This window comes from Pseudoalteromonas byunsanensis (assembly GCF_001854475.1).
In the GTDB taxonomy this organism is placed as follows: Bacteria; Pseudomonadota; Gammaproteobacteria; order Enterobacterales; family Alteromonadaceae; genus Pseudoalteromonas; species Pseudoalteromonas byunsanensis.
Genome location: NZ_MNAN01000018.1, coordinates 163,620 through 188,746, shown reverse-complemented (window position 1 = coordinate 188,746; position 25,127 = coordinate 163,620). Strand labels below are relative to the sequence as shown.

Here is a 25,127-nt window from a genome sequence, read left to right as displayed (position 1 = left end):
AACGGGTAAGTTTATGAAAAAATTATTGATCAGCGCCTCTATTTTAACCTTAGTTGGTTGCTCTAAAGTAAATATGGAAAACTATAACAAAGTAAAAGTTGGTATGGATAAAGCTGAGGTTGAGACGATTTTAGGCTCTGCTGATGAGTGCGAAGAAAAAACCCTTCATACAAATTGTACTTGGGGAAGTGAAGACAAGCACATTAAAATTACCTTAGTTTCTGACAAAGTCACGCTTTATACTAAAAAAGGGATTGAATAATTGCACTAGCGGGAAAGCCTTTAGCTTTTCCCTTCTTCAAGCTTTCTCTAGCTATAAAGCGGCCATATACAATCGCCGCTTCATAGCTAAAAGTGATAAACCTCGATTAGCCACCACTTTTTATTCTTGGGGCTTTAGCTCTTGAATTTCTGAATGCTTCTTTACTCTTTTGCTCTTCAAGCTCTTTGTCTGCTTGTGAGATACAACGAGTTCTTGGGATCATTGAACCTAGCTTAGTAGCCTGCTCACAATGGTAAGCCTTTTTCTTAGTCTGAGCTGTCGTGCCGTCATTCCCATCATTTGACTTACAGCCAGCCAAGGTTAATACACTAAGCACCGCCATTATTATTGATATTTTCATCTTCCTTTCCTTTTTATGCTTTATTAACTTGTATTTATAGTTGTTATGTATGCAAATTCAGAACAACAGTTAATATCAAAGCATATAATGACAATGTCGTAAAACGATATCTTCGTTTAAGTGTGATTTATTTACATGAAAAAAGGCAGATCATGTTAAAAAGTATATTAAAAAGCTCAAAATGTGCTTTATCAAAGCCTTGCTTTTAATAAACAAATTAGTCAACTGAGGGGCCAGTGATCACAGGTAAGTTTGCTTTGAGCCATGCATTCATATCACCTTCTAAGTGTAAAAGGTTAAACCCTTTAGGTGCTAATGATTCGATAAAAATACCAGCCCTTCGCCCCGAGCGACAATAAACGACTAACTGCGATGACTTATATTGCTCAAGTAGGTTTTCATGTTGTTCAATCTGGTTAAATGGGATATTGATTGCTCCTTTAATATGCCCCTGTGCGAACTCTTCAGCGCTTCTAACATCGACAATAATGTGAGCTTGATCAGACATCTGATTAATCAAGAGTTCATTGTGAGCTATACTTTGCTGCGCGATAATTTGGCAAGAATAGATCAATAACAGTATTGTCATTGTTTTGATAAAAGAAACCATATCTTTGTCTCCAATTATATAAAAACAAACTTGAGTGAGTAAAACTACTTAGGAAACATAATGGTAGACCACTGTGTAGGTAATTTCCCCATACTTGGCAAGATTGATGGTATTACTGTTGCGTTTTGACGTTTCAGACATTTATCAGCAAGGGCTTTCATACCCTTGCAGACTAATTGATAAAATGATTCATACTGAAGGCTGAAGGAAAGTTAATTTTTACACCGACCCTGCTTAGCTAACCCTGGAGGACAGTGCTTATTCGTTGACTCACTACTTTCTTTACTACCAACTTTAACTTCAACGTCTTGTACTTCTCCTTCTACACGAGTGAGCTTACAACCACTCAGTAGAAAAAGTACACATAACAAACCAAGAAACGCTTTCATTTTATTAAGCCTTTTTTCTATATTAAGTATCTATTGTTAATACTAGCAGATGAGCTTGCGAAGACCCCATTATGTCCTGGTTTTGACGTAGCTATTTATAAAATAATAACTTTCACTTCGTTAAAGTAGTAATATTTTAAACGCCATCAAAATTAGAATGACTCCACCGAAACACTCCGCTTTACTTTCCAGCCACGTACCGCTGTGTTTCCCCACAACTACGCCTATCCAACTAAATATGAATGTTGTGATACCTATCAGCGCACAGGCAATAAATGGTTCAACTTGCAACAAAGTTAGAGTAAAACCTGCTGCCATTGCATCTATGCTGGTCGCAATAGCTAACATCAGCATTACCCTATGCGTTATCTGAGTAATATCCTCTTCTATTCCTTCTGAGATAGCTTCATATAACATTTTTGCGCCAATGAGTAATAACAGCACAAAAGCAATCCAATGTGCATAACTTTGCACCCAACCAAGCACTCCTTTTCCTCCTAGGTATCCAGCAAGCGGCATCACAGCCTGAAAAATCCCGAAATATGATGCTGATTTAAATGCTAACATGGATGTATGTTTTGTTTCTTTAGCTCCTAACCCAATCGATACGGCAAACGCATCCATACTCAATGCGATTGCTAAAACCATCACTTCAAACATGTATCATCTCACTAGTTAACCACAACCCAGAGGAACCTCTGGCCTTGAAATACAGAGCATATCAAAAATGGAGATCACCACATAACCACTTTATGGAATGTTGCGAACAACAGAATAAAAAGTGCGACAAACGGTTGCGAGCACAAAACTAACCAAGGATCTAACACCGTTCGCTAAACCCCAACCCACATGTCAAACATTGTATAATAAGTTATCTAAACAGATGATTAACCATCAACAATGCCATTGCAGTCATTATCGATACCATCTCGACCCTTTTTACCGCGTGTATCGTTTGCGTTCGGATATACAGATGCATCATTGTCATCACAATCTCCCGCTTCAACGCATACTCCGTCACCATCAACATCGGTGCACATAGAAGGCGGGTTCACGACACCTGGTTGCCAATTTAGGGCAGCTGACACATTAATAAGGCCTGAGCCTGACGCTTTATCCCACCCTGCATCGTACAGATCTTTTGCACTTTGCTGCATAGCAGTTTTTACATCCATGGGAGTGCTGGCGGTACCATTGCTTATGAGCATTGCTGATAATGCTGCAACATGAGGAGTCGCCATTGATGTACCTTGGAAGAAATAGTACCCCCAGCTACCACCAATTTTGGTTTCTTGCAAAATGCCATCGGCGTAGCCATCACCGTTACTATCAACACTTGTATCGCCACCAGGAGCGACTAGATCCAACATATCTCCCCTGTTCGAGTAGCGCGTTACCTGATCGTTTGCGTCCGTTGCACCAACCGCAATCACGCTACTGTGGCTCGCTGGATAACTGATATTTCTGCGACTTCCATCATTACCTGATGCAGCGACCACGACAACCCCTTTTGAAGCTGCATAGTCAAGCGCAGGGTCCAGTATAGGGTCTGAAGTAATACGGTATCTGGCACTGACACCCAGACTCAGATTTATTACATCGGCACCACTGTCTACCGCATGATATATACCTTCTACTATTGCAGCCATATTTCCACTGCCACTGTCATCGAGTACTTTTACAGGCATAATACATGCGCCATATGCCAAGCCCGCAACGCCAATTCCATTATTGGTACTTTGAGCAATCGTGCCTGATACATGCGTACCATGTCCGTCACCGTCTTCTGGATAAATCGTGGGGTCGTAAACATTGTAAGGTGCGACAACACACCCTATCCCATCAGAACCACCACCAGCTAACCCTGTATCCAGCACCGCTACGGTACTCGTTCCACCGATATTCACATCCCATCCGGAAAAGGCCTCAATATTCTGCCAATTCCACTGATAACTTAAATATGGGTCGTTAGATATCGCAAATTTATTAACTAAAACATTTACATGTGCGAGCCGCCCCTTCAAGCGCATTTCCTTCGCTTTTTCCAACTCTTTACCTCTGGTAACCGAAACGATACTGAGTTTAGATTTGGGATAGTAAGCAAGTACATTCACGCTGGAATCCGTCACAGGACCTGCGACAACAATTTCCGCGCTTCTATATTGGATATTAGCCGTCGCAGCAAGTGGCAAGCTCAAACTCACCAGCATTATCGACAATGTTGAGGCTTTCATAATTTACGACTTAACTTTTTACGTACATCAACTTTAGTATTATTTAAAAAAACACAAATATACAAATAAAGGATGAAAAACAGCTAGGTTGATTCGTTACAAGCGTATAACCAAGACGTATAAACGGCAGGCATAGTTTATGCCCGCAACGAGAATGGCTTTATTGCAATAAGGTAGGTAACAGCAATTCACATAATTAGCCAATATCCAGATTGTGAGTTGATGTAATTTGGGGTGTTAATGATATAAAATTATTGTCCAAAACTGTATTTTCTGAGTATCTCAACAACTTCAACTACATATGAGTCATACCACGTGTCCCTACCGAGCTGTTGCGCTACACTATGTTGGCTATCTGCATGCCAGTTTTTTATATCTTCTTGCGACAACCAATATGAAATCGCAATTTCTTGCTCACCTTCTGTAACTGCTATAAAATCCTGACAGTTATACTTCTCAAACGCCAGTGTACGCATTACTTCCACTGTTTTAGAATAGTGTTCGTCTTGTTGCCCTGTTTTTGCCTTAAAGATTACTGCAAACATCAATCTAATCCTTTTTCATTTTAATGTTTCTGATTATTCTCGCGATGCTAAATCGTAACGTGAACGATTAGATAATAACACTATGCCTTTTTAACAAATTTAGCTGTCACCATCATTTCGCCAACGCCATCAACTTTGCAATCGAGTTCATGGTCTTTCTTATCTAGTACACGTCTAACTAAGGCTTTAGTGCCTATTTTAATAACTTGAGAGCTCCCTTTTATTTTTAGATCTTTAATCACCGTGACTTTATCCCCGTCACAAAGCAAAGTGCCATTAGCATCTTTAACATTGATAATGCTATCTTCTTCAATTTCTGCTGGGTTCCATTCATAAGCACACTCTGGACACACTAAATTACTTTGATCTTGATAAACATACGCAGATTGACATTTTAGGCAAGGGGGTAAAGACATATTTGTTACTTCTTAATATTATTGATAAACATTTATAAATGATACCGCGCGTTGCATGACGATACCAATAAGTTGCGCTATTTTAACAGTACAAAAAAGTCATTTGCACAGACAATGTTGCTATTCAAAAAGAAACACACGCATCAGTTGTAACTCTCAATACAGTCCCATGTTGAAACGTAGTTTTATACACTCCTATTATTATGGTAGCAATTCCATTCTTAACTCCTTTAACATTTAACTATACCCAACCAGCACTGCGTTATGTATCTAGCAGCAGAGCACCCTAACTGAAAGTTATCAACCTCTCACAGGTCAACGGCACTCCTTAACCACTCATCAATCGTATCAACAATGTCTGCAACTGAATTACTGTTACTGACGATAAGATCGCAATTACTGCGAACTTGATTAACTGTTTTTATGTAAATCTCTCTCATGTGATCTTCATACTTGTCTAGATACTCGTTTAACATATTATTTGTGTTGTTAAAATTACCCCGTATATGCCTTTTCATTATTCTTGAAAGACATATATCCAAAGGTATATCAAGTAACACCACATAATCTATCCAAGGAGCCATACAAGCACGCTGCTTGCCAAAAGGCTCTTCTACAAAAATATACAAGTGCTTTTGTACGCCCAGCGTTTGCAACGTATAAAGCATATTGGGTGTTTTAATGTCAGATACGTCCGCGCCGTTTCGGAGCCACTCTTTCATGTCCTCCGGGTAGCTAGATTCATTAACATAGTCATCGAAATGTATGCCTGGACAACTAAAATGACTTTTTAGCTGTTTCACTACAGACGTTTTTCCACTTCCTGATGCACCACTGATGGCTACTACATTCACTTTATCCATGATTGTGTCATTTGCTAAAATACCACCGCTTGTCAGATATTTTGCGCTAGAAAACAAAAAGGCATGCTCTAGTCTAAGCATGCCTTCAGATCATCACACTATATAATTTATTCGCTTACAAGCGAATCCCACCGTCGATTTCAACCACGCGTCCCGTGAAGAAGTCATTTTCAATGATGTACTTTGCTGTGTGAGCGATTTCTTGTGCTTCGCCTAGGCGCCCTACAGGTTTCATTTTAAGTAAGCGCTCTTTGGCCTCAGGCTTCATCGCATCAGTCATTGTGGTACGGATCACACCCGGTGCAATTGCACCAACACGAATACCAAAACGACCCAGCTCTTTGGCCCAACTGGTAGTCATTGCGACAACACCCGCTTTTGCAGCTGAGTAATTGGTTTGTCCCATGTTACCTGCACGTGCAACACTGGACATATTGATGATCACACCTCCCTCACCTGCTTCCACCATTTTTGCAGCCGCTTCACGACCACACAGGAATACGCCAGTCAGGTTAACATCAATCACGGATTGAAACTGTGATAAAGCCATCTTATCTACTATCTTGCCTTCTTTTGCTTTGAGCAATAACCCATCACGTAAAATACCAGCGTTATTGATAAGTACAGCAATGTTGCCACATTCCGCTTGTATAGCATTGAATACAGACTCTACATCGCTTTCAACACTGACATTAGCTACATAAGTGCTTACCACTGCGCCCAATGCACTGAGCTGAGCCTTAGCGTTGGCTAATACTTCTTCTTGCATATCAATCAGGGCTAGCCTTGCGCCAGATTTTGCAAGTTCGCTCGCCATTGCAAAGCCTAAACCTTGCGCCCCACCCGTTATCACTACGGTTTTATTGTTAATATCCATAGGGTTTACTTTTCACTATATAATTTAAAAATTGCACTGAAATCTTCAGCGCCTTTACCTTGGTTTTGCATAAGGTTGTACAGATTTTTGGCCATAGCCCCAAGCGGCGTCGCTGAGCTAGTTTGCTGAGCCGCTTGCTGTGCAAGTCCCAAATCTTTAGCCATAAGATCAATCATAAAACCAGGTTTATAGCTATTTGAGCTCGGTACGTTTTCTTGAACATTTGGACATGGATTATATACCTCTAGCGTCCAATTTCGGCCTGAGCTGTTTAGCATGATCTCACTGAGTACCTTGGGGTCTAACCCATGATCTATACCCATTTGTAACGCTTCACTGGTACCAGCCATAAGTATACTCAATAGCATGTTGTTGCAGATCTTAGCTACCTGGCCCGCACCTATATTACCTGCATGGAATATGTTCTTACCCATATCGGTCAAAATACTGCTAGCGCGATTAAAGTCAGCTTCGGAACCACCTACGATGAAGGTTAAGGTTCCCGCGGCAGCTCCTGCTACCCCGCCAGATACGGGTGCATCAACAAAACTCACTCCAGCCTTTGCCAACTCATTACCTACAAATTGCGCTGACTCTGCATCTATTGTTGAGCAATCAATAACCAAAGTTGACTTATTCAGGTAGTTTATTAAACCGTTCTCACCACAGTAGATCATGCGTACATGCTTACCTGCTGGTAGCATGCTCACCACAAAGTCAGCATCTTCACATACTTGTTCTACGCTGGTTGCCGCTTTTGCCCCCTGAGAACTCAGCTCTGCAACGGCACTCTCACTTAAATCAAATACAGTTACTGAATGGCCTGCTCTAATCAGGTTGCTAGCCATTGGCCCACCCATGTTTCCAAGGCCAATAAATCCAATCTTTGCCATGTTCTGCTCCTTACATATCCGCTAATGGATGACTATCGTCCGCCCACTTAGGCGTTAAAAACGCAGCAACAGCTTCATCGGTTACATCATTGACTGAGCTAAATTGCCATTTCGGTGTACCATCTTTGTCAATCAACAAAGCACGAACACCCTCTTGAAACTCGCCACTTAACCCTGCTTGCACCGACATACCTAGTTCAAACATAAAACACTCTTTGAGGCTTTTCCCCTGACCTGCTTTGAGTTGCTCACTGACTAGGACAGCACTTAATGCACAGCCGTGTTTCAGTGATTTTTGTGCCCTGCTCAGCCACTTATTATCGTCACTCGCAAGTGCCAAAATAAAATCAACTTGAGCCTTTAATGTATCTAAAGAGTTAAGTTCATTGAGCTGGCTTTGAATGCCTTTAAGCTCACTTTTTGTTGGTTGTGAAGAGTGCTTAGCTAACTCAAGCAATACTTGGCTTAGCTTTTCATGGTTTAACTGAGTTGTATTTTCCCAATCAATACCTAACAACCCTGCCACTAACTCTCCATACTTGTCTGCATCTAAATGATAGTCAGCAAGACCAACATACAGAGCATCACAGGCGTTGATTGAAGCGCCGGTTAGCCCTAAAAACAAACCAACACCCTCAGGCATTTTGTTTAGGAAGTAGCTTCCACCTACATCAGGGTATAGACCTATGGTTATCTCAGGCATAGCAATGCGCGCAGATTCAGTTACGACTCTGTGGCTTGCTCCAGCCATCAAACCTAAACCGCCACCCATTATGATGCCATTACCCCAAAGTAAGATTGGCTTTTCGTAGGTGTGAATTTGATAGTCTAAACGATATTCTTCGGCAAAAAATGTCTGTAGGTAGTCGTTACCATCATTGGCTGCCATGGCCTTATACAAACTAACTACATCACCACCTGCACAAAAGGCTTTTTCACCTTCCCCTTTGAGCACAACCATTGCAACTTTTTCGTCTTTTGACCACGCTTCTAGCTGCGGAGCTAGAAGACGGATCATATCTAGATTGAGTGCATTTAGCGCTTTGGGCACATTCAAGGTAGCAAAAGCCACTTGCATACCGTTATCGCAATCTGCTAACTCAAAAATAACAGGTGCATCGGCCTGATTGAGTAATTGTAACTTTGCCATTATCCATTCACCCAGTTTGGTTTACGTTTCTCTAAGAATGCATTCACGCCTTCTTTTTGATCTTGCGTATCAAACAGGGTTACGAACAGCTCTCGTTCTAGCGGCAGAGCACTATTGATTGTCCCAGTACGACCTTTTTGAATAAGTGCTTTACAAGCGGTAACTGCCACAGGGCTTTGCTCACCCACTTTTTCAGCCAATGCTAGAGCGGCGTTAAGTGCTTCACTTGTTTCCACAACTTCTTCGACTAAGCCAATCTGCTGTGCCTTATCCGCTTTCAAGCGCTCACCACATAAAATCATACGCTTAGCCCAGCCTTCGCCAACAAGCCAAGACAAATTTTGCGTACCTCCTGCACACGGCAATAAGCCTACTTTTGCCTCTGGCAATGCCATTTGAGCCTGCGACTCGGCAATACGAATATCACAAGCTAATGCGACTTCCAGGCCACCACCCATTGCAAAGCCATTAATAGCCGCAATAGATACACCCCTAAATTCACTGAGTGTTTCAAATGCTTCACCGAATACGCGAGACATATCAGCTGCAACGCCCTTGTCACCGCTGGCAAACACATTAAGATCGGCACCCGCTGAAAAAAACTTTTCGCCTTCGCCGGTTACCACTAATGCATAAATATTTTTATCAGCATTTAATTCGTTTACAAGTTCTTTTAACCCTACCAACGTCTCGCGAGTCCAAGTATTTGCTGGCGGGTTGCTCATGGTGATAACTGCGGTATTACCTTGTTTTTCAAGCTTTAATTGTGCACTCATGATGTTCTCCTTATAAAACGCTTGCTGCGCCTTCGGCTAAAATGCGACGTGCGATGATCACACGCATGATCTCGTTAGTACCTTCTAAAATTTGGTGAACGCGTACATCGCGTACATGACGCTCTAGTGGATATTCTTTGATATAACCGTAACCGCCATGAATTTGCAGAGCATCGTCACAAACTTTGAAACCCACATCCGTGGCAAACCGCTTTGCCATGGCACAATAAGTAGTTTTCTCACTATCGTTTGTGTCTAATTTGAATGCAGCTAAGCGCACCATTTGTCGAGCTGCGACAAGCTCTGTATTCATATCAGCAATTTTAAATTGTAACGCTTGGAAAGCCGCTAATGGCTTGCCAAATTGTTCACGCTCTTGCATATACTGTTTGGCGGTATTCAGCGCTTGTTGTGCTGTGCCAATTGAGCAAGTAGCAATATTAATACGGCCGCCGTCTAAGCCCTGCATTGCGAATTTGAAGCCTTCACCTTCGCTGCCAAGTAAATATTCAGCAGGTATACGAACATTTTCCAACGTTACCAAGCGTGTAGGCTGGGCATTCCAACCCATTTTTTCTTCTGCTTTACCATAGACTACACCCTCAGCATTAGCCGGAACAACAAACGCAGATATGCCTTTAGGGCCAGCTTCGCCGGTTCGCGCCATAACAACCAATACGTCTGTTTCACCTGCTCCTGAGATAAACATCTTAGAACCATTGAGAACGTACTCATTGCCTTCTTTGACAGCTTTAGTTTTCAACGATGCTGCATCCGAACCTGAACCTGGCTCCGTTAAACAATATGAAGCCAGTAACTCACCCATTACCAATTGGTCAATGTAAGCTTCTTTTACTGAGTCAGTACCAAAACTCGCTATCATCCAAGTTGCCATATTGTGGATCGTCAACATAGCCGTTGTAGCTGTACAACCCATTGAAAGTTGTTCAAAAATAATGCTTGAGTCTAAACGCGACAAACCCAGTCCACCTGCTTCTTCTGGCGTGTATAAACCACAAAAGCCCAGTTCGCCCGCTTTTTTAATCACGTCTTTTGGAAAAATATGTTCACGGTCCCAAAGTGCTGCATTAGGAGCCAGTTCGCTCATAGCAAATTGATACGCTGTTTCAGCAAATGCCTGTTGATCTTCGGTTAGATTAAAGTCCATAAAGACCTCTTGTTGTGTTGATGACTAAGCCAGAGAGACTCTGGCTTAGTTAATAATTGTTCTAATAATTTTTGAAACGCTGAATTACTTCAGGTCAATACTCATGTTTGGACCTGAAGCGATATCGTCTTCAAACCAACGTGAGGTAATGGTTTTTGTCTCAGTGTAAAAGCGCACGCCTTGTTTACCGTACGTATGTTGGTCGCCGTAAAACGACCCCTTCCAACCAGTAAATGAGAAGAACGGCAATGGCACAGGAATTGGCACGTTAATACCTACCTGACCCACTTCGATTTCATGCTGGAATTTACGCGCCGCTGCACCACTTGAAGTAAACAATGATGTACCGTTTCCGTATGGGCTTGCATTGATAAGTGCGATCGCTTCATCCAAGGTGTCAACAAACATACACGCTAAAACTGGACCAAAAATTTCTTCTTTGTAAAGGTCCATTTCTGTGGTCACGTCCGTGAATAAGGTTGGGCCTACCCAGTTACCTTGCTCATACCCTTCAACTGTAAAATCAGAGCCATCCAGCAAGCAAGTTGCTCCTTGCTCTTTTGCACTGGCAATCAACGATAAAATACGCGCTTTTGCCTGAGGTGTTGTTTGTGGGCCATATGCCGCTTGTGGATCATCCCAAACACCTGGGCGAACCTTAGACAATGCTTCTTTTAAATCTGCAACCCATTCTTTGGCTTGTCCAACAAATACCGCCACCGAAATGCCCATGCAGCGCTGACCAGCAGCTCCCACCGATGAACCAACTAGGTTGTTGATCAGTTGCTCTTTCTTAGAGTCAGGCATAATAACCATATGGTTTTTTGCGCCAACACACGCTTGAACGCGCTTAAGATGCTGAGTCCCTTTTGAGTAAATATACTGACCTACACCACAAGAGCCAACAAACGAAATAGCGCGAATTTCTGGCGCTTCAAGTATGTGATCGACTTGCTCTTTAGCACCGTGAACAACCTGAAGAACCCCTTTCGGTGCGCCCGCTTCTTCGAATAACTCAACCAAACGCATTGGCGTTAATGGGTCTTGTTCTGACGGCTTAAGGATAAACGTATTACCGCATACAATCGCCATCGGGAACATCCAAAGTGGGATCATAGCTGGGAAGTTAAATGGTGTAATACCCGCACACACACCCAAAGGCTGCATGTATGAATAAGTATCAATTTTACGTGCTACGTTTTCAACGGTTTCACCCATCATCATAGATGGCGCATTTGCTGCCTGCTCTACTACTTCGATACCACGCCAAACATCACCTTTAGCATCTTCGAAGGTTTTCCCTAGTTCATGACAAATGATAGTCGCCAACTCATCATGATGTTCTTTCAGTAATGCGGCATAACGCATCATAATACGAGAGCGCTCAGTAACGGGCACTTCTTTCCACGTTTTAAAGGTTTCTTGCGCAGAGTCAATCGCTGCGCGCATTTCTTGCTCTGTTGCACAAGGCACTTGTGCTAGTACTTCTTGTGTTGCAGGGTTTACAACATCAATCCATTTATCGGTTGATGATTGTGTGAATTCGCCGTTGATGTATAAAGGTACTTGGTGCATTGTGCACTCCTCCCCAGATTATTTGTCTTGGCACCACAGGCTGTAATAGTTATTTTGCCTGATCATTTGGTGCCCTAAGAATGTGTAATTAGACTTCTACCGCCAGCGCCACCGCTTCACCACCACCAATACACAGTGATGCAATACCTTTTGATAGGCCACGGTTGCGAAGTGCATGAATCAGTGTAACCAAAATACGTGCGCCACTGGCACCAATTGGGTGACCTAGTGCACATGCACCGCCATTGACGTTGACTTTAGCGCTGTCTAAGCCCATCTCGTTGATGGCTAACATAGTTACCATGGCAAATGCTTCGTTGATTTCCCAAAGATCAACCTCTTCTTTGCTCCAACCTGTACGCTCAAGTAACTTATTCATCGCACCTACAGGCGCCAAAGTGAACTCAGCTGGAAGCTGTGAATGAGTCGCGTGAGCTACTATCTTACATAATGGTGTTAGACCTTGGCGTTTTGCTTCAGTTTCACTCATTAAGATCAATGCCGCAGCACCATCTGAAATTGACGAAGAGTTAGCAGCTGTTACAGTGCCATCTTTTTTGAACGCTGGGCGAAGGCTTGGAATCTTTTCTGGGCGGGCATTACCTGGCTGTTCATCTATGCTTACTTCAACATCACCCTTGCGAGTACTGAGCGTAACTGGAGCGATTTCACCAGTGAAACTACCATTTCCGATAGCCGCATTTGCTTTACTAAGAGAACCTAGCGCAAACTCATCCATTTGCTCACGAGTGATACCGTATTGATCGGCTGTGTCTTGTGCAAAACAACCCATCGCTTTGTTGTCGTAGGCGTCTTCTAGGCCATCTGCCATCATGTGATCTTTAATTTCACCATGACCCATGCGCATTCCGCCACGCGCTTTTGGAATAAAGTAAGGCGAGTTAGTCATACTTTCCATGCCGCCAGCAAGGGCTGTGTTTATGCTACCAGCTTTTATCAAGTCATGTGCCAACATAGCTGCCTTCAAACCTGAACCACATACCTTGTTAATTGTGGTCGCGCCAGTTGAGCGAGCAAGCCCCGCATGCAGCATAGCCTGACGCGCAGGTGCTTGACCGAGACCCGCTGGCAATACACATCCCATGATCACTTCTTCAATTGACGCGTCACTTAAACCAGTATCAGCCATCACATTTTTAATCACGGTTGCACCTAAGTCCGTTGCGCTTGCGCCGGATAAAGCGCCCATAAAGCCACCCATTGGGGTACGTTTTGCGGCTACGATGACTACAGCATCATTACTCATTTTAAACTCCTATTCACAGATGCCGTTAGATGTGGCACCCTGCTTAAACGATTCATCATTAATTTGAGCATACATAATATTTACGTTTACGCCAACGTAAATCTAAAATCAAGCAAAGTGCGTTGACTGGATCTGTAAACATAAATTGCACACTTAGCTTTCCAAAGCACGTTTTTACTCAGCTTCATGTCTATTTAATGTCATATTATTAGCCCCAACCTCCATAGTACTAAAGTAGTAATTTCACGCTTTACTTTACCTTTACGTAAACTTCACTTATATTGGTCAAATAAGTATTGAAGTCAATGTGTACATAACCATGCAAGATAACCATAACGAAGAAACCTATTCGATCAGTGAATTAGCGAAGGAATTCGATATTACAACGCGAAGTATCCGCTTTTATGAAGATCAGGGCTTGCTATCTCCCGAACGCCATGGGCAAACTCGTGTTTATTCCAAACGCGATCGCGTCCGCTTGAAACTTATATTACGCGGTAAGCGTTTGGGCTTTACATTGGCTGAGACTGGCCGTTTGTTTGAATTATATGATGCTGACAAATCAAGTGCTAAACAGCTCTCGACTATGTTGCAACTTATCGAAGAGAAAAAAGCAGATTTAAGTCAGCAAATGGATGACATTAAAGTGGTGTTGATGGAATTGGTAACTGCCGAGCGCCGCTGTCGCGACACGTTAAAGAATTTAGAAGAATAATCTCTCACAGGATAAATAGTATGAGTACCGTATCTTTATATAAAGAAATGAATTTTGGTCTAGGCGAAACCGCCGACATGATCCGTGACCATGTAAATAGTTTTGCGAGCGCTGAAATTGCTCCTCTTGCCGAAAAAACGGATGTAGAAAACAGTTTTCCTAACCACATGTGGCCACAATTTGGCGATATGGGTTTACTAGGTATTACCGTACCTGAAGAGTTTGGTGGTGCAGGCATGGGCTACCTAGAGCACGTAGTTGCTATGGAAGAGATCAGCCGCGCCAGTGCTTCAATTGGCTTAAGCTATGGAGCTCACTCAAACCTATGCGTTAACCAAATAAATCGTAATGGTAACGATGCTCAAAAGCGTAAATACCTACCTAAGCTTATCAGTGGTGAGCATATAGGTGCATTAGCAATGAGTGAACCCAACGCAGGGTCTGACGTGGTCTCAATGAAGCTTAAAGCTGAGAAAAAAGGCGATAAGTACATTCTAAACGGCAACAAAATGTGGATCACTAACGGTCCAGATGCTGACGTTTTAGTTATTTACGCTAAAACAGATCTAAACGCGGGCTCGAAAGGCATCACCGCGTTTTTAGTAGAAAAAGACTTCCCTGGCTTCTCTACAGCGCAAAAACTAGACAAACTTGGAATGCGCGGGTCAAACACCTGTGAGTTAGTGTTTGAAGACTGTGAAGTGCCAGAAGAAAATATTTTGGGCGAATTAAATGAAGGCGTTAAAGTACTCATGAGTGGTTTGGACTACGAGCGTGTAGTACTTGCTGCGGGCCCTTTAGGCATCATGCAAGCATGTATGGATATCGTAGTGCCTTATATTCATGAGCGCAAACAGTTCAACAAATCAATTGGTGAATTCCAACTTATTCAAGGTAAAGTTGCTGATATGTACACACAAATGAATGCTGCGCGTTCATACGTGTACACTGTTGCTAAAGCCTGTGACCGTGGTGAAACAACTCGTAAAGACGCAGCTGGAGCTATCCTATATGCCGCTGAACTGGCAACCAAAATGGCTCTCGATGCGATTCAAATTTTAGGTGGTAATGGTTACATCAATGAATACGCAACTGGCCGCCTACTGCGCGATGCTAAGTTATATGAAATTGGCGCTGGTACGTCAGAAATTCGCCGTATGCTAATTGGACGAGAGCTTTTCACAGAAAGCCGCTAAGGAATACCAAATGACTGTACTTAACTCTTCGGTTAACCCTCACGACAGTCAGTTTAAAGCAAACAGCGAAGCTATGGCTTCGCTGGTTGCTGATTTAAACGACAAAGTCGCTACATTATCTCAAGGTGGTGGTGAAGAGCTCATCGCCCGTCATCAAAGTCGCGGAAAACTCTTTGTTCGCGATCGTATCAACACCCTACTCGATGAAGGCTCTCCCTTCCTAGAAATTTCTCAATTTGCTGCGTTTGGCGTCTACGAGCAGGATATTCCCTGCGCTGGCGTTGTAGCAGGGATTGGCCGAGTTCAAGGTGTAGAATGTATGATAGTCGGCAACGATGCGACGGTAAAAGGCGGCACATACTTTCCGCTGACCGTTAAAAAGCACTTACGCGCTCAAGAAATCGCTGAACGCTGCCATCTACCATGTATTTACCTCGTTGATTCAGGCGGTGCTAACCTGCCTGAGCAAGATGAAGTGTTCCCTGACAAGTTGCACTTTGGCCGTATTTTTTACAATCAAGCACGTATGTCTGCTAAAGGGATCCCACAAATCGCGGTAGTAATGGGCTTATGTACCGCAGGTGGCGCTTATGTTCCAGCGATGGCTGATGAGAGTATCATCGTAAAAGAGCAAGGGACTATTTTCTTAGCAGGTCCACCGTTAGTCAAAGCCGCGACGGGTGAAGAAGTCAGCGCTGAAGATTTAGGCGGAGCTGATGTGCACTGTAAAACTTCAGGTGTTGCGGATCACTATGCAGAAAATGATGAACACGCATTGTCTATTGCCCGCCAGTGTATCGCGCGTATCAACCATCAACGTCCTACACGCCCTATTTTAAAAGACATCAAGTCGCCACGTTATGATATTCGCGAAGTCTACGGAATTGTTGGCACAGATTTGAAAAAGCCGTTTGACGTGCGCGAAGTAATAGCACGTATTGTTGATGATTCTCAGTTTGATGAGTTTAAGCGCTACTTTGGTGAGACCTTGGTAACTGGCTTTGCCGAAATCTATGGCCATCCCGTGGGTATCGTCGCTAACAATGGAATTTTATTCTCAGAGTCAGCGCAAAAAGGTGCCCACTTCATTCAACTATGTGCTCAACGTGATATTCCACTGTTGTTTTTGCAAAACATCACTGGATTTATGGTTGGTCAAAAATACGAAGCTGAGGGCATTGCCAAGCACGGCGCTAAGATGGTGACCGCGGTATCCTGTGCTGATGTTCCAAAGTTCACCGTACTCATTGGAGGCTCTTATGGAGCAGGCAACTACGGTATGTGTGGTCGTGCTTACGAACCTACTATGATGTGGATGTGGCCGAATGCGCGCATCTCTGTAATGGGCGGAGAACAAGCTGCTGGCGTATTAACTCAAGTACGTCAGGATGGTCTGGCTCGCAAAGGTCAAACCATGAGTGATGAAGAAGTTGCCCAGTTCAAAAAGCCAATCGTTGAGCAATATGAAAAGCAAGGCCACCCTTATTATGCCAGTGCTCGTTTGTGGGATGATGGCATCATTGACCCTGCTGACACTCGTACAGTATTAGGTCTTGCGCTTGAAGCGGCCGCCAATGCACCACGTAAAGAGTCAAAGTTTGGCATCTTTAGAATGTAACAGGAGCAGACTATGTCGGTCACTTTAACCATAACAAAAACAAAAGTGGCGATTTTAGAGTTAAGTCGCCCCGAAAAACACAATGCCTTTAACGACGGCGTTATTGCTGAGTTGATCCAGTGTATTGAGCACGCAAACAGCCTTGATATCAGAGCGTTAGTTCTTAAAACTCAAGGCAAGCACTTTTCAGCAGGCGCTGACCTTGGCTGGATGAAATCCATGGCTGATAACAACTATGAGGAAAATGTTGCTGACTCAGCGAAGCTGGCCAAACTCATGTCGGTTTTAGCCAACTCTCCCCACCCAACGCTATGTTTAGTTCAAGGAGCCGCATTTGGTGGAGCGCTGGGGCTTATCGCCTGCTGTGATATAGCTATTGCGAGTCCTGATGCTAAGTTCTGTTTAAGCGAAGTTAAACTGGGACTGATCCCCGCTGTGATCAGTCCCTATGTAATTAAAGCCATCGGTGAACGTCAGGCTCGTCGCTACTTCTTGACCGCTGAGATGTTCAAAGCGCAGCAAGCACTGGCTTTGGGGTTAATTCATGAGATAAGTGACGATTTAAGTAAAAGCGAGCAGTACTTCATCGACACCTTACTCAACAATGGTCCAGCAGCTGTAAAATCAGCTAAAGCATTAATAGATGAAGTGGCGAATAAAACAATTGATGAACAATTGATTGCTCATACCGCCAAACGCATCGCTGAAATTCGTGTAAGCCCAGAGGGGCAAGAAGGGCTAAGCGCCTTTTTTGAAAAGCGTGCGCCAAGTTGGCAAAACGCGGCAAAACAGTAAAGGATCAATCATGTTGAAAAAAATCCTCATTGCAAACCGTGGTGAAATTGCCTGCCGCGTAATGAAAACAGCCAAACGTCTGGGCTTAAAAACTGTCGCTGTATATTCTGATGCTGACGCCAATGCTTTGCACGTGTCACTGGCAGATGAAGCCTATCACATTGGGCCAGCTCCAAGTAAAGACTCATACTTGGTCGCAGATAAGATACTGGAAGTAGCAAAACTGTCGGGCGCAGATTGCGTTCACCCAGGTTACGGCTTTTTATCGGAAAACAATACCTTTGCTGAAGCTCTAGAAGCGGCAGGCATCGCGTTTATTGGACCACTTGCCAGCTCTATTGAGGCTATGGGTTCTAAAACCCGTGCTAAAGAAATTATGGCACAAGCCAATGTACCACTAGTTCCTGGTTATTATGGACAAAACCAAGATAGTGATTTTCTCGCCTCTGAAGCCGAGAAAATTGGCTATCCGGTGCTTATCAAAGCTGCGTTTGGTGGCGGTGGTAAGGGGATGCGAGTAGTACGCGAAAGCAAAGAATTTTTGGCCTCGCTAGATGGCGCAAAACGCGAAGCTTTAGCAGGTTTTGGTAACGACTTGGTGTTACTTGAGCGCTATGTTGATACTCCGCGCCACGTCGAAGTACAAGTGTTCGCAGATAATCATGGTAACTGTGTGTACCTTGGTGATCGCGATTGCTCTTTACAGCGCCGTCACCAGAAAGTTATCGAAGAAGCTCCAGCGCCAGGACTGTCAAGTCAACTTCGCAAAGAAATGGGTGAAGCTGCGGTTCGTTGTGCACAAGCCATTAACTATCGCGGTGCCGGTACTGTTGAGTTTTTGTTATGTGGAGAAGAGTTCTTCTTCATGGAAATGAACACACGCTTGCAAGTAGAACACCCTGTCACGGAAATGGTAACAGGCCTTGATTTAGTCGAATGGCAAATTCGAGTAGCAAATAATCAAGTACTACCATTGTCTCAACAGCAAATCACCCTCACAGGTCACAGCTTTGAAGCACGCATCTACGCAGAAGACCCTCGTGAAAACTTTATGCCGTTTTCTGGAGAGTTAACACACCTATCATTCCCTGAAGAGTCATCAGGTGTGCGTATCGACACCGGCGTACAAACCAAAGCGGAGATCAGCTCATTTTACGACCCGATGATCGCAAAACTGATCGTCCACGGTCCTGACCGTGAAACCGCCTTGCTAAAGCTGCATCATGCACTCGAAGAGGTCCATCTTGCAGGTGTTAAAAGTAACGTAGCATTTTTGCACTATTTGTCAGGCCACCCAACATTTGTTGCCGGTGCACCTGATACACACTTTATTGATAGCCAAACAGAAACGCTAACACAGCAGCCTGTGCCACTGGCACCGATGAGCTTGCTTGCCCTAGCAGCATTTATTAAACATGCTATGCCCAGTAAAAATAATACGCCTTGGCAAAGTGCACTGGGTTTTAGATTAAATCAAAGCGCAAAAGTAAATGTGCCATTTTTTGATGGGCCTGTTGAGGCGACTTTAAGCAACGAGTTAATAAGCGTTGAGCACGATACTAAAGCAATTAACATCAGCGCATCACTTGAGCAAACTCAGCTTAATGCCGTGATTGATGGTAAACACTATCAAGCTAATGTGCTTGTTGAAGAAGACTCGATTACAGTAATGTATCAAGCGTATGCGCACACATTTGAGCTTAAGTCTAAGCATTATATCAGTGAGCATGAGCACGAAGCGGCTCCACTGGCGGCACCACTAAACGGTACGGTCGTGAAACACCTACAACCGCTTAATAGCCAAGTTAGTAAAGGTGATGCTGTTGTGGTGATAGAAGCGATGAAAATGGAATATACCTTAAATGCACCATTTGATGGCACGTTAACAAGCTATTGCTTTGCAGAAGGTGCATTGGTTAGTCACGGCGACATGCTGGCAATTGTAGAGCCAGTGGAGGCATAACATGGCATATCCCAGTAACGTACGAATTGTAGAAGTTGGAGCTCGAGATGGCTTGCAAAATGAAGCGAGTGTAACCACTGAACAAAAGATATCATTGATCAACGCATTATCAGATGCTGGATTACGTGATATTGAAGCAGGCGCATTTGTATCCCCAAAATGGGTTCCGCAAATGGCTGATTCTGCTGAAGTGATCAAGGGACTCAACGTAGCTAAGGAAGTTAACCTCAGTGCGTTGACCCCTAATTTGAAAGGCGCTGAAGCAGCGCTAGAAGTTGGGGTCAAAGAATTCGCTATTTTTACTGCAGCCAGTGAAGCTTTCACACAGAAAAATATCAATTGTTCCATCTCTGACAGCATCGAACGCTTCAAACCTGTGGTTGAATTAGCTAAAGCCAACGGCGTAAAAGTGCGCGGCTACGTGAGTTGTGTTTTAGGCTGCCCATATCAAGGCGAGGTCGAACCAGATGTCGTACTTGATGTGTGTAAACAATTGTTGGCTATGGGATGTTACGAAGTCAGTCTCGGTGACACCATAGGCGTAGGTACCCCAAATAAAGTACAGGCGTTGCTAACTCTGCTGCTTGAACATATCAGCGCTGACAAGCTCGCGGTGCATTTTCATGATACCTATGGCCAAGCTTTAGCTAATATTAGTAAAGCGCTAGAAATGGGGATTGCCACCATTGACAGTGCCGTTGCGGGCCTGGGTGGATGCCCTTATGCAAAAGGCGCGTCAGGAAATGTTGCCACTGAAGATGTAGTTTACTTACTGCAGGGGCTTGGCATTAACCCCCAAATTGATTTAGAAAGACTAGCCAAAGCTGGCTGGGCAATTTGCGAGGCGCTAAATAAGCAACCTGTAAGCAAGGTGTCTTTGGCTTTACAAGCGAAGTGTTAAACACGTCGTGCTCAACACTTAATAGTAATATTCAGTGTTAAATGAATAATGATTGTGTCCACTTTTGGGTTACCACAAGTGGCAACAAAAGATAACAAATAACCTTTAGGAGTGGGCTAATGGCCGGTTTCGATAAAGTAGTAGCAAGCTATGCCGAAGCAATGGAAGGATTAAAAGATGGCGATACCATCATTGCTGGCGGCTTCGGATTGTGTGGTATTCCAGAAGGCTTGATCAACGAAATTAAGCGTAAGAAAACCAAAGAGTTAACCGTTGTCTCTAACAACTGTGGAGTTGACGATTTTGGTCTAGGTGTGTTGTTGCATGACCGTCAAATCAAAAAGATTATTGCGTCTTATGTTGGTGAAAATGCTTTATTTGAACAACAACTGCTAGATGGCATCATCGATGTGGTACTGACACCACAAGGCACATTGGCCGAAAAAATGCGCGCCGGTGGAGCTGGCATTCCCGCTTTCTACACTGCAACGGGTTATGGTACGCCAGTGGCTGAAGGCAAAGAAGTTAAAGAATTCAACGGCCGTCCATATATTTTGGAAGAATCTATCACGGGTGAATTTGCCATTGTTAAAGCGTGGAAAGCTGACAGATATGGGAACCTAGTGTTTCGCCATACGGCAATGAACTTTAATCCAATGGCAGCAACGGCCGGTAAAATTACGGTTGCTGAAGTTGAAGAGATTGTTGAACCAGGTGAATTAGAGCCTAGCCAAATTCATACCCCTGGTATTTACGTAAATCGCGTGATCAAAGGTAGCTTTGAAAAGCGCATCGAGCGTGTTACTACGCGTAAATAAGGAGAAGATAATGGCTTTATCACGTGAACAAGTAGCAATGCGTGTAGCTCAGGAGCTACAGGATGGTTTTTACGTAAATTTAGGTATCGGTATTCCTACGCTTGTAGCTAACTATGTACCTGAAGGTATTGAAGTAATGTTGCAATCTGAAAACGGGTTATTAGGAATGGGTCCGTACCCAACTGAAGACCAAGTTGACGCAGATATGATCAACGCGGGTAAAGAAACCGTGACAGCAGCGACAGGAGCTGCAATATTTAATAGTGCAGATAGCTTTGCCATGATCAGGGGTGGTCATGTAGACTTGACGGTTCTAGGTGCATTTGAAGTAGATCAACAAGGCAACATTGCCTCTTGGATGATCCCGAAAAAGTTAATTAAAGGTATGGGTGGTGCAATGGATTTAGTAGCCGGCGCACAAAACATTATTGTTACTATGACTCATGCCAGCAAGCACGGCGATTCTAAGCTGTTAGAAGCATGTACTTTGCCACTAACAGGTGTGAATTGTGTTAAAAAAATCGTAACTGATTTAGCTGTGCTAGAAGTAAAAGACGGCGCATTCCATTTGCTAGAACGCGCACCGGGTGTTAGTGTTGATGAAATTATAAGCAAAACAGCAGGTAAGCTAATCGTTGAAGGCGATATTCCTGAAATGCAGTTTTCCTAACACCATGTACCGACCTCATTCCCAGTGCCAATGGCGCTGAGTTACCCAAAACCCCTCTCACGAGGGGTTTTTTTTATCTCTAAATTACATTGCCCTCGGTACAAATTCGAGCACTGTTGCATTTATGCAGTAGCGGTTGCCACCATCTGGCCCCTCGCCGGCAAACACATGCCCCAAATGGATACCACTTGATTTAGAGCGTATTTCTGTTCGCTGCATACCGTAGCTATTATCTTCATGATAGGTCACACTATTTTTGATGGGCTGTTTAAATGACAACCACCCTGTGCCTGAGTTAAATCTATCGTCAGTATCAAACAGCTTGGCGCCACTGAGCTTATCAACAAAAACGCCTGCGCCAGTATTTTTGAACAAGTCATATTGCTTACAAAACGGGGCATCAGTTTTACTTTGAAACGCTACTTTAAAAGCCTCTGTATCACCTAACTTAAACGCGCCTAACGCACGGTAAAAAGTATCTTTATTCATAAACCCCTGGTGAGAATACACCTCTTTGCCCTGCTCTATAAAAATAATTGTTGGTGTTGCCCACGTAGGTGTTTTTACTTGTAAGCCAGTCAGTTGGTCTGCATATCGATAATGTAACGCAATGCTACCTTGATAATCATGCAATACTGTTTTTTTGAGCTTCTCGCAATAAGGGCAGTAGCTTTTTGAGTCAAGGACCACTATGTGTTTGCCAGATAGTAACGCGGCATTATCTTTTACTTGCTCATCTGTTTTGTTAAAAACCACACCTGTTGAATGATCTGGGCAATAACCATCAGGGTTTTTAGCTATATAATTCTGATGGTATTCTTCAGCAGGATAAAAAGCCTCTAATGGTTTAAGCTGGGTTTGGATCTCTCCATAGCCTGCTTGACGCAGCAACTTCTGGTAGTCCTCTTTCAGTTCCAAGGCTATTATTTGCTGAGCTTCATCTGTATACAAAATAATTGACCGATACTGAGTACCTACATCATTGCCTTGACGGTTCTTTTGCGTTGGGTCATGACTTTCAAAGTAATGCATTAAGAGCTGCTTGGTAGATAGCACATTTGCGTTATAAGTCACTTTCACTACTTCAGCGTAGTTGTCAGCATCAAACCGCCTACTACGCTTAGTAATGGCTTTATAACTTGCTTCAAAACCGTTGCCATCTGAATATCCTGACTCGGCATCGAGTACCCCTTTCATCGCTTCATAACGCTTTTCTGCCCCCCAAAAACAGCCCGACCCTAAAACCATGGTTTTTATATGCGTGCTTGCCTGTGCAGGTGACTGTAGTGCCCTGTTCTGCGAGGCCCAAACTACCGTGCAAATAGATAATACCAAGGCTAAATAGCCTAACCACTTTGCCATAACTTTGTTCCTATTATATTTCGCTCTATTAAGCTAGACCCTTTAGTTGAGCTATTTCTTTCATCCAGCACCTCACTTAGCTATGTGTTAATCTTCATTATTTGGTATTTCAACGACAAATTATGTCTTTTAGGGACGTTTTGAGGTAAAACGTAACGAGTTTATGAATAGAATGAGTTTATCAATGAAACTAGTAACGCACATAACCTCAGTAGCGCTTGCTATTGCCGCTTCAGGAAGTGCACTTGCCGCACAGTTTGAATTTACTTCTAAGCTCGCTGAAGGTGACACCTTAGTGTTATTTCAAGAAGCCAACGCTAAGGAAGAATTCAAATTTCTAGATAAAGACACACGTGCACAGCTAAATAAAGCAGTCAAAAACACCAATTTTTCAGCTGAATATGGAAAAAGCCTAGAACTGCTTGCCCCTATTGATAGTAATTATGAGCGTATAGTGCTGGTTGGTTTGGGTAAAACTGATGAACTCTCTGCAGCCAAAATGGCTGAACTTGGCGGCAATATACACGCTTCTTTGGCACAAAAGAAAGCCAATAAAGTCACCATGTCATTTGAACGAGTATCTGGATTAATTAACAACAGTGAGTTAGCTGCTCAGTTTGCACATGGCGCTAGCCTTCGTGACCACCGCTTTGAAGTGTATAAAAAATCTAAAGACGATAGCAATATTAGTTATAGCTTCGATGTGGCAGACGATAAAGCCACTAGCAAACTTTATGAACAGCTTGCAAATATTGAGCAAGGGGTTTTTCTGGCAAGAGACTTGACCTCCGAAATTGCCAGCGAGATGACACCTGTAGATTTTGCACAAGCGGCCAAATCACTTGAACAATATGGTGTTGCAGTCACGGTATTAGAGCCAGAACAAATTAAAGCGCTAGGCATGGGGGCACTTGAGGGTGTCGGCCGTGGTAGTAAAGATGGTTCTCGTTTAGTCGTCGCCCATTATAAGGGAAGTGACGATGCACCTATCGCGCTAATTGGTAAAGGGATCACCTTTGATTCTGGTGGCTATAGCATCAAAAAAGGTAAGACTATCGCGCTTATGAAAGGTGATATGGCGGGTGCTGCTGCAGTACTTGGTACTGTAAAAGCTATCGCGCTAAACAAAGCCAATGTTAACGTCGTGGCAGTCATGGGCATGGCCGCAAACATGGTCTCTGAAAACGCCATCGCTCCTGGTGATGTACTGCGTACTGCCGAGGGCTTAAGTGTAGAAGTTGTAAACACTGATGCTGAAGGACGCCTAGTACTTAGTGATGCTATGTGGTACGCACGTCAAAATTTTAATCCTGAGATCATGATCGATTTAGCAACGCTAACTGGCTCTAAAATACACGCTGTAGGTGATCGTTACAGCGCTATTTTCTCTGAAGATGAGCATTTAGTTAAAGAACTAACTATCGCAGGAAAACAGGTCAACGAGCAAGTTTGGCGCCTACCTCTTGGCTACAAAGACAAGCTCAAATCTAACATCGCAGACCTAACTAACTTAGGATCTGGCGGTCCAGGTGCAACCGTAGCAGCCTCATTCTTGCAACATTTTGCAGGCGATACCCGTTGGGTACATATTGATATGGCCGGCAATGAATTGTCTAGCGCAGCTGCTGGTGAAGTCCCTGCGGGAGGCACCGGGTATGGCGTACGCCTACTAAGTGAATGGCTACTAAGCAATCAATAGCTTA

At 43.5% G+C, this 25,127-nt stretch carries 26 protein-coding genes; 10 read left to right on the top strand and 16 right to left on the bottom strand.

Annotated elements, in window-relative coordinates:
• Positions 1 to 13 precede the first annotated feature (13 nt).
• Positions 14 to 262, top strand: a complete 249-nt coding sequence (locus BIW53_RS02990) for a DUF3862 domain-containing protein (protein WP_070990332.1) — start codon at positions 14 to 16, stop codon at positions 260 to 262.
• Positions 263 to 368: 106 nt separating this feature from the next.
• Here the strand turns inward: BIW53_RS02990 and BIW53_RS02985 are convergent, their stop codons facing one another.
• The 15 genes from BIW53_RS02985 to BIW53_RS02920 all read right to left on the bottom strand — a co-directional run bounded on the left by BIW53_RS02985 (position 369) and on the right by BIW53_RS02920 (position 13,386).
• Positions 369 to 623, bottom strand: coding sequence for a hypothetical protein (locus BIW53_RS02985; protein WP_070990331.1), 255 nt, complete (start codon positions 621 to 623; stop codon positions 369 to 371).
• Between the two features lie 217 nt (positions 624 to 840).
• Positions 841 to 1,233, bottom strand: a complete 393-nt coding sequence (locus tag BIW53_RS02980) for a rhodanese-like domain-containing protein (protein ID WP_070990330.1) — start codon at positions 1,231 to 1,233, stop codon at positions 841 to 843.
• Positions 1,234 to 1,445: 212 nt separating this feature from the next.
• Positions 1,446 to 1,622 carry a hypothetical protein gene (locus tag BIW53_RS20820; RefSeq protein ID WP_175442082.1) on the bottom strand — a complete coding sequence of 59 codons (177 nt, stop codon included), beginning with the start codon at positions 1,620 to 1,622 and terminating at the stop codon, positions 1,446 to 1,448.
• 120 nt (positions 1,623 to 1,742) lie between these two features.
• Positions 1,743 to 2,282, bottom strand: a complete 540-nt coding sequence (locus BIW53_RS02975) for a manganese efflux pump MntP (RefSeq protein WP_070990329.1) — start codon at positions 2,280 to 2,282, stop codon at positions 1,743 to 1,745.
• Between the two features lie 227 nt (positions 2,283 to 2,509).
• Complete coding sequence (locus tag BIW53_RS02970; RefSeq protein ID WP_139158768.1) at positions 2,510 to 3,856, bottom strand: S8 family serine peptidase; 1,347 nt, start codon at positions 3,854 to 3,856, stop codon at positions 2,510 to 2,512.
• A gap of 251 nt (positions 3,857 to 4,107) precedes the next feature.
• Complete coding sequence (locus BIW53_RS02965; RefSeq protein ID WP_070990327.1) at positions 4,108 to 4,401, bottom strand: antibiotic biosynthesis monooxygenase family protein; 294 nt, start codon at positions 4,399 to 4,401, stop codon at positions 4,108 to 4,110.
• 80 nt (positions 4,402 to 4,481) lie between these two features.
• On the bottom strand, positions 4,482 to 4,817 hold the full coding sequence (locus BIW53_RS02960; protein WP_070990326.1) for a zinc ribbon domain-containing protein YjdM: 336 nt from the start codon (positions 4,815 to 4,817) through the stop codon (positions 4,482 to 4,484).
• A 308-nt stretch (positions 4,818 to 5,125) separates the two neighbouring features.
• Positions 5,126 to 5,761: an AAA family ATPase gene (locus BIW53_RS02955; RefSeq protein WP_070990325.1), complete on the bottom strand. Its 636-nt coding sequence runs from the start codon at positions 5,759 to 5,761 to the stop codon at positions 5,126 to 5,128.
• Positions 5,762 to 5,795: 34 nt separating this feature from the next.
• On the bottom strand, positions 5,796 to 6,557 hold the full coding sequence (locus BIW53_RS02950; RefSeq protein WP_070990324.1) for an SDR family oxidoreductase: 762 nt from the start codon (positions 6,555 to 6,557) through the stop codon (positions 5,796 to 5,798).
• Between the two features lie 5 nt (positions 6,558 to 6,562).
• Complete coding sequence (gene mmsB / locus BIW53_RS02945) at positions 6,563 to 7,450, bottom strand: 3-hydroxyisobutyrate dehydrogenase (RefSeq protein WP_070990323.1); 888 nt, start codon at positions 7,448 to 7,450, stop codon at positions 6,563 to 6,565.
• Positions 7,451 to 7,460: 10 nt separating this feature from the next.
• Entirely contained in the window at positions 7,461 to 8,600 is a 1,140-nt protein-coding gene (locus tag BIW53_RS02940; protein WP_070990322.1) for an enoyl-CoA hydratase/isomerase family protein, read from the bottom strand.
• Complete coding sequence (locus BIW53_RS02935) at positions 8,600 to 9,376, bottom strand: enoyl-CoA hydratase (protein WP_070990321.1); 777 nt, start codon at positions 9,374 to 9,376, stop codon at positions 8,600 to 8,602. The genes BIW53_RS02940 and BIW53_RS02935 overlap by 1 nt, the downstream gene beginning before the upstream one ends.
• Positions 9,377 to 9,386: 10 nt before the next feature.
• Complete coding sequence (locus BIW53_RS02930; protein WP_070990320.1) at positions 9,387 to 10,544, bottom strand: acyl-CoA dehydrogenase family protein; 1,158 nt, start codon at positions 10,542 to 10,544, stop codon at positions 9,387 to 9,389.
• An 84-nt stretch (positions 10,545 to 10,628) separates the two neighbouring features.
• Positions 10,629 to 12,119, bottom strand: a complete 1,491-nt coding sequence (locus BIW53_RS02925; RefSeq protein WP_070990319.1) for a CoA-acylating methylmalonate-semialdehyde dehydrogenase — start codon at positions 12,117 to 12,119, stop codon at positions 10,629 to 10,631.
• An 88-nt stretch (positions 12,120 to 12,207) separates the two neighbouring features.
• Positions 12,208 to 13,386 carry a thiolase family protein gene (locus tag BIW53_RS02920; protein WP_070990318.1) on the bottom strand — a complete coding sequence of 393 codons (1,179 nt, stop codon included), beginning with the start codon at positions 13,384 to 13,386 and terminating at the stop codon, positions 12,208 to 12,210.
• A 319-nt stretch (positions 13,387 to 13,705) separates the two neighbouring features.
• Between BIW53_RS02920 and BIW53_RS02915 the strand changes: the two genes are divergently transcribed.
• The 8 genes from BIW53_RS02915 to BIW53_RS02880 all read left to right on the top strand — a co-directional run bounded on the left by BIW53_RS02915 (position 13,706) and on the right by BIW53_RS02880 (position 22,062).
• Positions 13,706 to 14,101, top strand: coding sequence for a MerR family transcriptional regulator (locus BIW53_RS02915; protein ID WP_070986986.1), 396 nt, complete (start codon positions 13,706 to 13,708; stop codon positions 14,099 to 14,101).
• Between the two features lie 20 nt (positions 14,102 to 14,121).
• Positions 14,122 to 15,297 carry an isovaleryl-CoA dehydrogenase gene (locus tag BIW53_RS02910; protein WP_070990317.1) on the top strand — a complete coding sequence of 392 codons (1,176 nt, stop codon included), beginning with the start codon at positions 14,122 to 14,124 and terminating at the stop codon, positions 15,295 to 15,297.
• A gap of 10 nt (positions 15,298 to 15,307) precedes the next feature.
• Positions 15,308 to 16,915, top strand: a complete 1,608-nt coding sequence (locus BIW53_RS02905) for a carboxyl transferase domain-containing protein (protein ID WP_070990316.1) — start codon at positions 15,308 to 15,310, stop codon at positions 16,913 to 16,915.
• A 12-nt stretch (positions 16,916 to 16,927) separates the two neighbouring features.
• Complete coding sequence (locus tag BIW53_RS02900) at positions 16,928 to 17,710, top strand: enoyl-CoA hydratase/isomerase family protein (RefSeq protein WP_070990315.1); 783 nt, start codon at positions 16,928 to 16,930, stop codon at positions 17,708 to 17,710.
• Between the two features lie 10 nt (positions 17,711 to 17,720).
• The gene (locus tag BIW53_RS02895; protein WP_070990314.1) at positions 17,721 to 19,673 is read left to right on the top strand and encodes an acetyl/propionyl/methylcrotonyl-CoA carboxylase subunit alpha; all 1,953 of its coding nucleotides are present in this window, start codon (positions 17,721 to 17,723) and stop codon (positions 19,671 to 19,673) included.
• A gap of 1 nt (position 19,674) precedes the next feature.
• Entirely contained in the window at positions 19,675 to 20,574 is a 900-nt protein-coding gene (locus BIW53_RS02890) for a hydroxymethylglutaryl-CoA lyase (protein WP_070990313.1), read from the top strand.
• Between the two features lie 119 nt (positions 20,575 to 20,693).
• Positions 20,694 to 21,392 carry a CoA transferase subunit A gene (locus tag BIW53_RS02885; RefSeq protein WP_070990312.1) on the top strand — a complete coding sequence of 233 codons (699 nt, stop codon included), beginning with the start codon at positions 20,694 to 20,696 and terminating at the stop codon, positions 21,390 to 21,392.
• A 10-nt stretch (positions 21,393 to 21,402) separates the two neighbouring features.
• Complete coding sequence (locus tag BIW53_RS02880; protein WP_070990311.1) at positions 21,403 to 22,062, top strand: CoA transferase subunit B; 660 nt, start codon at positions 21,403 to 21,405, stop codon at positions 22,060 to 22,062.
• 84 nt (positions 22,063 to 22,146) lie between these two features.
• Here BIW53_RS02880 and msrA read toward each other — a convergent pair whose 3' ends face one another.
• Positions 22,147 to 23,424, bottom strand: coding sequence for a peptide-methionine (S)-S-oxide reductase MsrA (gene msrA / locus BIW53_RS02875; protein ID WP_070990310.1), 1,278 nt, complete (start codon positions 23,422 to 23,424; stop codon positions 22,147 to 22,149).
• A gap of 184 nt (positions 23,425 to 23,608) precedes the next feature.
• On the opposite strand from msrA, the gene BIW53_RS02870 reads away from it, so the two are divergent.
• Positions 23,609 to 25,123: a leucyl aminopeptidase family protein gene (locus BIW53_RS02870; protein WP_070990309.1), complete on the top strand. Its 1,515-nt coding sequence runs from the start codon at positions 23,609 to 23,611 to the stop codon at positions 25,121 to 25,123.
• Positions 25,124 to 25,127 lie beyond the last annotated feature (4 nt).

What these genes read in the sequence shown, in the direction of transcription:
- BIW53_RS02960 (WP_070990326.1), bottom strand. Translation starts at nt 4,817, where the DNA reads ATGTCTTTACCCCCTTGCCTAAAATGTCAATCTGCGTATGTTTATCAA.
- BIW53_RS02970 (WP_139158768.1), bottom strand. Translation starts at nt 3,856, where the DNA reads ATGAAAGCCTCAACATTGTCGATAATGCTGGTGAGTTTGAGCTTGCCA.
- BIW53_RS02915 (WP_070986986.1), top strand. Translation starts at nt 13,706, where the DNA reads ATGCAAGATAACCATAACGAAGAAACCTATTCGATCAGTGAATTAGCG.
- BIW53_RS02930 (WP_070990320.1), bottom strand. Translation starts at nt 10,544, where the DNA reads ATGGACTTTAATCTAACCGAAGATCAACAGGCATTTGCTGAAACAGCG.
- BIW53_RS02885 (WP_070990312.1), top strand. Translation starts at nt 20,694, where the DNA reads ATGGCCGGTTTCGATAAAGTAGTAGCAAGCTATGCCGAAGCAATGGAA.
- BIW53_RS02980 (WP_070990330.1), bottom strand. Translation starts at nt 1,233, where the DNA reads ATGGTTTCTTTTATCAAAACAATGACAATACTGTTATTGATCTATTCT.
- BIW53_RS02940 (WP_070990322.1), bottom strand. Translation starts at nt 8,600, where the DNA reads ATGGCAAAGTTACAATTACTCAATCAGGCCGATGCACCTGTTATTTTT.
- BIW53_RS02880 (WP_070990311.1), top strand. Translation starts at nt 21,403, where the DNA reads ATGGCTTTATCACGTGAACAAGTAGCAATGCGTGTAGCTCAGGAGCTA.
- msrA (WP_070990310.1), bottom strand. Translation starts at nt 23,424, where the DNA reads ATGGCAAAGTGGTTAGGCTATTTAGCCTTGGTATTATCTATTTGCACG.
- BIW53_RS02895 (WP_070990314.1), top strand. Translation starts at nt 17,721, where the DNA reads ATGTTGAAAAAAATCCTCATTGCAAACCGTGGTGAAATTGCCTGCCGC.
- BIW53_RS02955 (WP_070990325.1), bottom strand. Translation starts at nt 5,761, where the DNA reads ATGCTTAGACTAGAGCATGCCTTTTTGTTTTCTAGCGCAAAATATCTG.
- BIW53_RS20820 (WP_175442082.1), bottom strand. Translation starts at nt 1,622, where the DNA reads ATGAAAGCGTTTCTTGGTTTGTTATGTGTACTTTTTCTACTGAGTGGT.
- BIW53_RS02870 (WP_070990309.1), top strand. Translation starts at nt 23,609, where the DNA reads ATGAAACTAGTAACGCACATAACCTCAGTAGCGCTTGCTATTGCCGCT.
- BIW53_RS02920 (WP_070990318.1), bottom strand. Translation starts at nt 13,386, where the DNA reads ATGAGTAATGATGCTGTAGTCATCGTAGCCGCAAAACGTACCCCAATG.
- BIW53_RS02950 (WP_070990324.1), bottom strand. Translation starts at nt 6,557, where the DNA reads ATGGATATTAACAATAAAACCGTAGTGATAACGGGTGGGGCGCAAGGT.
- mmsB (WP_070990323.1), bottom strand. Translation starts at nt 7,450, where the DNA reads ATGGCAAAGATTGGATTTATTGGCCTTGGAAACATGGGTGGGCCAATG.
- BIW53_RS02900 (WP_070990315.1), top strand. Translation starts at nt 16,928, where the DNA reads ATGTCGGTCACTTTAACCATAACAAAAACAAAAGTGGCGATTTTAGAG.
- BIW53_RS02965 (WP_070990327.1), bottom strand. Translation starts at nt 4,401, where the DNA reads ATGTTTGCAGTAATCTTTAAGGCAAAAACAGGGCAACAAGACGAACAC.
- BIW53_RS02985 (WP_070990331.1), bottom strand. Translation starts at nt 623, where the DNA reads ATGAAAATATCAATAATAATGGCGGTGCTTAGTGTATTAACCTTGGCT.
- BIW53_RS02975 (WP_070990329.1), bottom strand. Translation starts at nt 2,282, where the DNA reads ATGTTTGAAGTGATGGTTTTAGCAATCGCATTGAGTATGGATGCGTTT.
- BIW53_RS02935 (WP_070990321.1), bottom strand. Translation starts at nt 9,376, where the DNA reads ATGAGTGCACAATTAAAGCTTGAAAAACAAGGTAATACCGCAGTTATC.
- BIW53_RS02890 (WP_070990313.1), top strand. Translation starts at nt 19,675, where the DNA reads ATGGCATATCCCAGTAACGTACGAATTGTAGAAGTTGGAGCTCGAGAT.
- BIW53_RS02905 (WP_070990316.1), top strand. Translation starts at nt 15,308, where the DNA reads ATGACTGTACTTAACTCTTCGGTTAACCCTCACGACAGTCAGTTTAAA.
- BIW53_RS02990 (WP_070990332.1), top strand. Translation starts at nt 14, where the DNA reads ATGAAAAAATTATTGATCAGCGCCTCTATTTTAACCTTAGTTGGTTGC.
- BIW53_RS02910 (WP_070990317.1), top strand. Translation starts at nt 14,122, where the DNA reads ATGAGTACCGTATCTTTATATAAAGAAATGAATTTTGGTCTAGGCGAA.
- BIW53_RS02925 (WP_070990319.1), bottom strand. Translation starts at nt 12,119, where the DNA reads ATGCACCAAGTACCTTTATACATCAACGGCGAATTCACACAATCATCA.